The 949-nt window shown below is 75.8% G+C and carries 1 protein-coding gene; it reads left to right on the top strand.

Annotated elements, in window-relative coordinates:
• Window positions 1–69: 69 nt before the first annotated feature.
• Window positions 70–837: an IclR family transcriptional regulator gene (locus EF918_RS36120; protein ID WP_125653016.1), complete on the top strand. Its 768-nt coding sequence runs from the start codon at window positions 70–72 to the stop codon at window positions 835–837.
• Window positions 838–949: the final 112 nt, after the last annotated feature.

Here is a 949-nt window from a genome sequence, read left to right as displayed (position 1 = left end):
GTGCAGGCCGGGGCCGGGGCCGGGGCCGAGGTCGCCGCAGGGGCCGAGGTCGCAGCCGCGGACGTGGGCGTGGGCGGTGGGCCGGCGCCGGCGGCCGTGAAGTCGGCGGTGCGGACCGTGCTGCTGCTGGAGCACTTCGCCGCCCGCCCCGGCCTGCACAGCCTGGCCGACATCCAGAGCGACCTCGGCCTGCCCAAGTCCAGCCTCTACATGCTGCTGCGCACCCTCGTGAACCTCGGCTGGGTGGAGACCGACGCCACCGGCACCCGCTACGGGATCGGGGTGCGCGCCCTGCTGGTCGGCAGCTCCTACATCGACGGCGACGAGGTCGTCGCGGCCGCCCGTCCGGCGCTGGACCGGCTCTCCGACGAGACCACCGAGACCATCCACCTCGCCCGGCTGGACGGCACCAGCGTGGTCTACCTGGCCACCCGGCAGTCCCAGCACCACCTGCGGCCCTTCACCCGGGTCGGACGGCGGCTGCCCGCGCACGCGACCGCGCTGGGCAAGGCGGTCCTGGCCACCCACACCGACGCGGAGGTGCGCCGGCTGCTGCCGGAACGGCTGGAGGCGGTCACCCCGCACACCCTCACCGACCGGGAGGCGCTGATCGAGGAACTGGCGCTGGTGCGGGAGCAGGGCTACGCGGTCGACCGTGAGGAGAGCACCCTCGGCCTGCGCTGCTTCGGCGTGGCCCTGCCCTACCGGACGCCCGCCCGCGACGCGGTGAGCTGCTCGGTGCCGGTGGCCCGGCTGACGGCCGGGCACGAACAGACCATCAGGGCGGCGCTGTTCGAGGCCCGCGACCGGCTGGCGGTGGCCACCCGCCGCATGTGAGCGGGCCGGCCGCCATCGGCCGGTTCCTTGTGCGCCGGTGGACGGAGGGGTTCCTCCCCCGCGCGGGGGAGGAACCCCTCCGTCCACCGGCGCACAAGGAACCGGCCGATGG

Origin of the sequence: Streptomyces sp. WAC06614 (genome assembly GCF_003949795.1) — a bacterium.
Taxonomy (GTDB): Bacteria; Actinomycetota; Actinomycetes; order Streptomycetales; family Streptomycetaceae; genus Streptomyces.
Note: the sequence above shows the minus strand (reverse complement) of the source record. Positions and strands in the feature narration are given on the sequence as shown.